The 5,483-nt window shown below is 64.9% G+C and carries 7 protein-coding genes; all 7 read right to left on the bottom strand.

Annotated features, from left to right (window positions below; all coding sequences use genetic code 11):
• Positions 1-417: SulP family inorganic anion transporter (locus RI841_RS14020; RefSeq protein ID WP_310706248.1), on the bottom strand; the 417-nt coding region annotated here is incomplete at its 3' end.
• Positions 418-441: 24 nt separating this feature from the next.
• Entirely contained in the window at positions 442-1,701 is a 1,260-nt protein-coding gene (locus RI841_RS14015) for an FAD/NAD(P)-binding oxidoreductase (RefSeq protein ID WP_310706247.1), read from the bottom strand.
• Between the two features lie 45 nt (positions 1,702-1,746).
• Positions 1,747-2,166, bottom strand: coding sequence for a TIGR01244 family sulfur transferase (locus tag RI841_RS14010; protein ID WP_310706246.1), 420 nt, complete (start codon positions 2,164-2,166; stop codon positions 1,747-1,749).
• 33 nt (positions 2,167-2,199) lie between these two features.
• Positions 2,200-3,066: an MBL fold metallo-hydrolase gene (locus tag RI841_RS14005; protein WP_310706245.1), complete on the bottom strand. Its 867-nt coding sequence runs from the start codon at positions 3,064-3,066 to the stop codon at positions 2,200-2,202.
• Between the two features lie 258 nt (positions 3,067-3,324).
• The gene (locus RI841_RS14000) at positions 3,325-4,236 is read right to left on the bottom strand and encodes an MBL fold metallo-hydrolase (RefSeq protein ID WP_310706244.1); all 912 of its coding nucleotides are present in this window, start codon (positions 4,234-4,236) and stop codon (positions 3,325-3,327) included.
• Between the two features lie 75 nt (positions 4,237-4,311).
• Positions 4,312-4,959, bottom strand: coding sequence for a peroxiredoxin (locus RI841_RS13995; RefSeq protein ID WP_310706243.1), 648 nt, complete (start codon positions 4,957-4,959; stop codon positions 4,312-4,314).
• 420 nt (positions 4,960-5,379) lie between these two features.
• Positions 5,380-5,483, bottom strand: a 104-nt coding sequence (locus tag RI841_RS13990; RefSeq protein ID WP_310706249.1) for a DUF2892 domain-containing protein, incomplete at its 5' end; no start/stop codon positions are given.

Genomic DNA, 5,483 nt, shown 5'->3' with positions numbered 1-5,483 from the left:
GATGAACCCCGAAATCACCGGATGGCTCAGGAAGTTGGCCAGAAACCCCAGCCGCAGCAGCCCCATGGCCACCAGTATCAGGCCGGAGAGAGCGGCCAGCACCAGCGCCGCGCCCACGTATTCGGCACTGCCGGGCGCCGCGATCCCCGACAGCGCCGAGGCGGTCATCAGCGAGGCTACCGCCACCGGCCCGACCGCGAGGGTGGCGCTGGTGCCGAAGAGGGCATACAGCACCAGCGGCAGCATGCTGGCATAGAGCCCCACCTCAGGCGGCAGGCCAGCCAGCAGCGCATAGGCCAGCGCCTGGGGCACCAGCATCAGGGTGACGATGACGGCGGCCAGCAGGTCACTGGCCAGGATGTCGCGGCGATAGCCGCGCAACCAACCGATCAAGGGAATCCAGCGTGAAGGGATCATGAGCGTCTCGTTATCTCGGGTCCATCAGGCACCATCACGGCGTGCCGGGGCCGCCAGCCATTCACGCCCCTTGAGCATGCCGTTCCAGTAGAGCCAGGGCAGCTGCTTGGCCTTGAGCCACCAGGCGCGGCGTGTGGGCTGGGTGCCATCGTTGATCCAGCTCGGGAAGGTCGGTTGCAGCACCCCGCCGTAACCAAACTCGGCCAGCACAATACGCCCTTTCTCCACGGTCAGCGGGCAGGAGCCATAGCCCAGGTAGGCCGCCTTCAGCGGCTGATCCTTCAGCGAGGCCAGCAGATTCTCGGCCACCACCGGCGCCTGCTTGCGCACCGCCGCCGCGGTCTTGGCATTGCTCGTGCCGCTGGCATCGCCCAGACCGAAGATCGCCGGGTGGCGAGCGTGCTGCAGCGTCTCGGCATCGAGATCCAGCCAGCCGGCCTCGTTGCCCAGCCCCGACTCGGCGAGGAAGGCCGGCGCCTTCTGGGGCGGGACCACGTGCAGCATGTCGAAGGCGCGCTCCACCTCGCGCTCGCCTTGTTCATCGTTGACCGCAAAGCGAGCGGTGCGCGACGGCCCATGCACCGAAACCAGGCGCTCGCCGAACGCCTTCTCGATGCCGTATCGTTCGATGTAGCGCTCCAGCGCCGGCACATAGTCGGCCACGCCAAACAGTACCTGGCCGGCGTTGCAGAAACTGACGTCGATATGGTCCAGGCGACCCTGACGGCGCCAGTGGTCGCAGGAGAGATACATCGCCTTCTGCGGCGCACCGGCACACTTGATGGGCATCGGCGGCTGGGTGAACAGCGCCTTGCCCTGCTTGAGGGACTGCACCAGCTCCCAGGTGTAAGGGGCCAGATCGACGCGATAGTTGGAGGTCACACCATTCTCGCCCAGCGTCGCCTCCAGCCCGTCGATAGCGCCCCAGTCGAGGACCAGCCCGGGAGCCACCACCAGGCGCTGGTAGCCCAGGCAGGAGCCGTCGGCCAGCGAGACCGTGGCACGCTCCGGATCGATCGTCTCGGCCAGCGATGCGTACCAGGTCGCCTTGTCAGGCATGACATCGCGCATCGGCCGGCGAGTGATATCGGCGGAGAAGACACCGCCACCCACCAGGGTCCAGCCGGGTTGGTAGCTGTGCTGCTCGGCCGGGTCGACGATGGCGATATCCAGGTCGGCGCGGCGCTTGAGCAGGCTCGCGGTGACCGCGATGCCCGCGGCACCGCCGCCGATCACCACCACGTCGTGGCGGCGGGTTGTCCCTTCAGGGGTCGAATGTGGCATGGCGTGCTCCTGAGGCGATGTTGTCATTGTCGTGGAAAACGCCGGTCAGACCTTGAGCATCTCCCGGATGGGCTGAGGATCATGGCCGGCCTTGTGGGCCGCGGCGAGCAGACCGGGAATGTCGCAGCTCTGTTCCCGGCTGCGCGCCTGAGCCCAGAGGTGAACGGCCCGTTTGCCGCTGCGGCAGAAGGCCAGAATCGGCGTCGGCAGGTTCTCCAGTGCCTGGCCGAAGGCCTCGATATCGGCCTCGCTGTACTCGCCCGGGGCGACCGGGATACAGCGCCACTCGAGACCCAGCTCGGCGGCGCGCTGGCTCAGCGCCCGGTCATCGGGGTGGTCTTCCGCCTCGCCGGGGCGGCGATTGCAGATCACCGCGCGAAAGCCGCGGCGCGCCACGTCATCCAGGTCGTCCGGCGTGATGGCCTCGCAGATGGCGAAACCGGGTTCCAGTTCATGGATCTGCATCAGGGAAATATTCCTCTTTATGTCGACGCTGGCTCAGAACTTGTTGATGGGCACCTTGAGGTAGACCTGGCCGTTATCCTCGGCGGGCGGCATCTCGCCGGCGCGCATGTTGACCTGCACCGAGGGGATGATCAGCCGCGGCATGCCCAGGGTCGCGTCGCGCTCGGTGCGCATCTTGACGAACGCTTCCTCGCTGATGCCCTCGTGGACGTGGATATTGTGAGCACGCTGCTCGGCCACCGTGGTCTCGTGCTGATACGCCTCGCGCCCCGGCGCCTTGTAGTCGTGGCACAGGAAGAGGCGCGTCTCGGCGGGCAGCGCCAGCACCTTCTGGATGGAGCGATACAGCGCGCGGGCATCGCCGCCGGGGAAGTCACAGCGCGCGGTGCCGTAGTCGGGCATGAACAGGGTGTCGCCGACGAAGGCGGCATCGCCAATCACGTAGGTCAGGCAGGCCGGCGTGTGTCCCGGCGTATGCAGCACGCGCCCTTCCAGGTTGCCGATGGCAAAGGTGTCGCCCTCCTCGAAGAGGCGGTCGAACTGGCTACCGTCGCGGGCAAATTCGGTCCCCGCATTGAAGGCCTTGCCGAAGACATCCTGCACCACGGTGATATTGGCACCGATGCCGGTCTGGCCACCCAGCCTCTCGTGCAGATAAGGCGCTGCCGAGAGGTGGTCGGCGTGAACATGGGTCTCGAGGATCCACGCCACCTCCAGGCCGTTATCGCGCACGAAGGCAATGATCTCGTCGGCGGAGCGCACGTCGGTTCGCCCGGCGGCGTAATCGAAATCGAGCACCGAGTCGAGGATCACGCACGCCTTGCTGTCGGGATCCTGTACCACATAACTGAAGGTGTTGGTGGGCTCGTCGAAGAAATGGGTCACGATGGGATGAGACATGGAAAACGTCCTCCGTCTGTGTGCTGGCTTGCAGCGATGATCACAGCTTAAAGCAAACTTATGTTCTAAACATAGATTTTTTAAGAATAAAAAGACTGCGATAGATGCCGCTTCCAAGGATAGCGGGCTCGCGGGTCAGACCCCGGCGGTGGGGAATACCGCCCGCGAAGCGCTCCGTGATGGGCATGAGAACCCAGCCGGGGTCTGACCCTAGAGTGCCTCCACGGATTGCATCAGCCACCGACGTTTGCCCCAGCCTTACGCCCAGGCGGCGCCTTCGAGGGCGTCGAGGGGAATCTTCAGGTAGCGCTTGCCGTTGGCCTCGGGCGCCGGCAGCCGACCGCCGCGGGTGTTGATCTGCAGCGAGTGCAGAATCAACGTGGGCATCGGCAGCTCGCTGTCACGCTGGTTACGCATGGCCGCATAGTCATCCTCGGTGACGCCACCGGCCAGGTGCTTGTTGGTCTCGCGCTGCTCGCGCACCGTGCTCTCCCACTGGGGCTCACGGCCGCCCGGCATGTAGTCGTGGCCGGTAAACAGGCGCGTCTCGTCGGGCAGTGCCAGGATGTCCTGAATGGACTGCCAGAGCTGATGGGCATCGCCGCCGGGGAAGTCGGCCCGCGCGGTACCGAAGTCCGGCTGGAAGATGGTGTCGTGGATGAAGGCCGCGTCACCGATCACGTAGGTGATGGAGGCCAGGGTATGGCCCGGCGAGAACATCACGCGCGCGTCCAGTTCGCCGATGCGGAAGGTATCCCCTTCGGCGAACAGCCGATCCCACTGGGAGCCGTCGGCAGCAAAGTCCGGCCAGTGGTAGATCCCCTTCCACAGGGTCTGGACATCCACCACCTTGTCGCCGATGGCGGTGGGGGCCCCGGTCTTCTCGCGCAGGTATTGTGCCGCGGAGAAGTGGTCGGCGTGGGGATGCGTATCCAGCACCCATTCCACCTCGAGCCCCTGCTCCTGCACATAGGCGAGCAGCTCGTCGGCGTGGTGAGTGGCGGTCGCGCCGGATTTCTCGTCGAAGTCATGGACCGGGTCGATGATCGCACACTTCCTGGTCGCCGGATCGCTGACCACGTACTGCACGGAGAAGGTGCGCGGATCGAAGAAGCCGGCCACGTCGGGCTTGCCGGCACCGCTGCTGCGAGAGAGTTCAAAGGTCTTCATGTTGGCCTCCTGACGTTGGAAAACGTGGTACATGGCCAGGGGCCCCGGCGAGTGCCGGGGCCTGGAGTGTCGGACTTACAGGTCCTTCTTGCAGAAGTACCAGTCGACATAGTCGTAGCCCTGGTCCTTGCGCGCCTCGGCTTCGGCATCGGTGGCGGGCGGCGGCACGATGACCTTCTCGCCCGGCTGCCAGTTCTCGGGCGTGGCCACGCCGTGGGCATCGCTGGTCTGCAGGGCCTTGACCAGGCGCAGGATCTCGTCGACGGAGCGGCCATTGGACATCGGGTAGTAGACCATGGCGCGCAGAATGCCTTCCGGGTCGATCACGAAGGTGGCACGCACGGCGGCGGTGTCACTGGCACCCGGCTGAATCATGCCGTAGGCGTTGGCCACCTGCATGCTCAGATCGGCGATGATCGGGAAGGGAATCTCGATGCCGAAATTCTCCTTGATGCTGCGCGTCCAGGCGATATGGGCGTGCACGCTGTCGATGGAGAGCCCCAGCAGTTCGGTATCCAGCGCCTTGAACTGGTCGGCACGGGTCGCGAAGGCCGAAAATTCGGTGGTGCATACCGGTGTGAAGTCGGCCGGGTGAGCGAAAAGCACCAGCCACCTGCCCTTGTAGTCGGCCAGGGACTTCTCGCCGTGGGTGGTCTTGGCGGTGAAGTCGGGCGCCGGGCGATTGAGCTGGGGCATGGTGGGCTGTTGAGCTTGAGGTTCCATGATCGTTCTCCTGTTGGGGTAAGGGTGAGAAGACCTCACCGCGTCTACTGTTATAACTTTAGGTCCGAATAACATATGTGACCAATTGAGCCACTCGATGGTGCCGATAGCGACGGCGAGATCGCTTCGCCTCACAAAAAAATGGGTCTTCGCAATTCGGCGTGAAAACGGTGGGAATTTCGCGTAGGCCGGATAAGCCGAAGGCGCATCCGGCGTGACGATGGCGCCCTCTCCACGCCCGGTGCGCTGGCGCTTACCGGGCCTACGGAGGTTGGGTGGCCAGCCGATGTCGTGCGGTCAACTATCACGCCAGTCTGTGAAGAACCAAGAAAAGAGCGCCCGACTCACCGGGTGAGTCGGGCGCTTCGGGGTAGCCGAGGTTCGACGCATCGACGGTTCGACGCATCGGCAAGCCGCAGGCTACTTCTTCGTCTTGCAGGTACTGATACCGAACAGGCTGTAGGCCGGACAGAAATTGAACAGGCCGGTCGCCAGCGGCAACACGCCGATCCAGCCCCAGACGC

Origin of the sequence: Halomonas sp. (assembly GCF_031581305.1) — a bacterium.
Taxonomy (GTDB): domain Bacteria; phylum Pseudomonadota; class Gammaproteobacteria; order Pseudomonadales; family Halomonadaceae; genus Halomonas.
The sequence above is the reverse complement of the archived record's forward strand: the minus strand, read 5'-3'. Positions and strand labels throughout refer to the sequence as shown.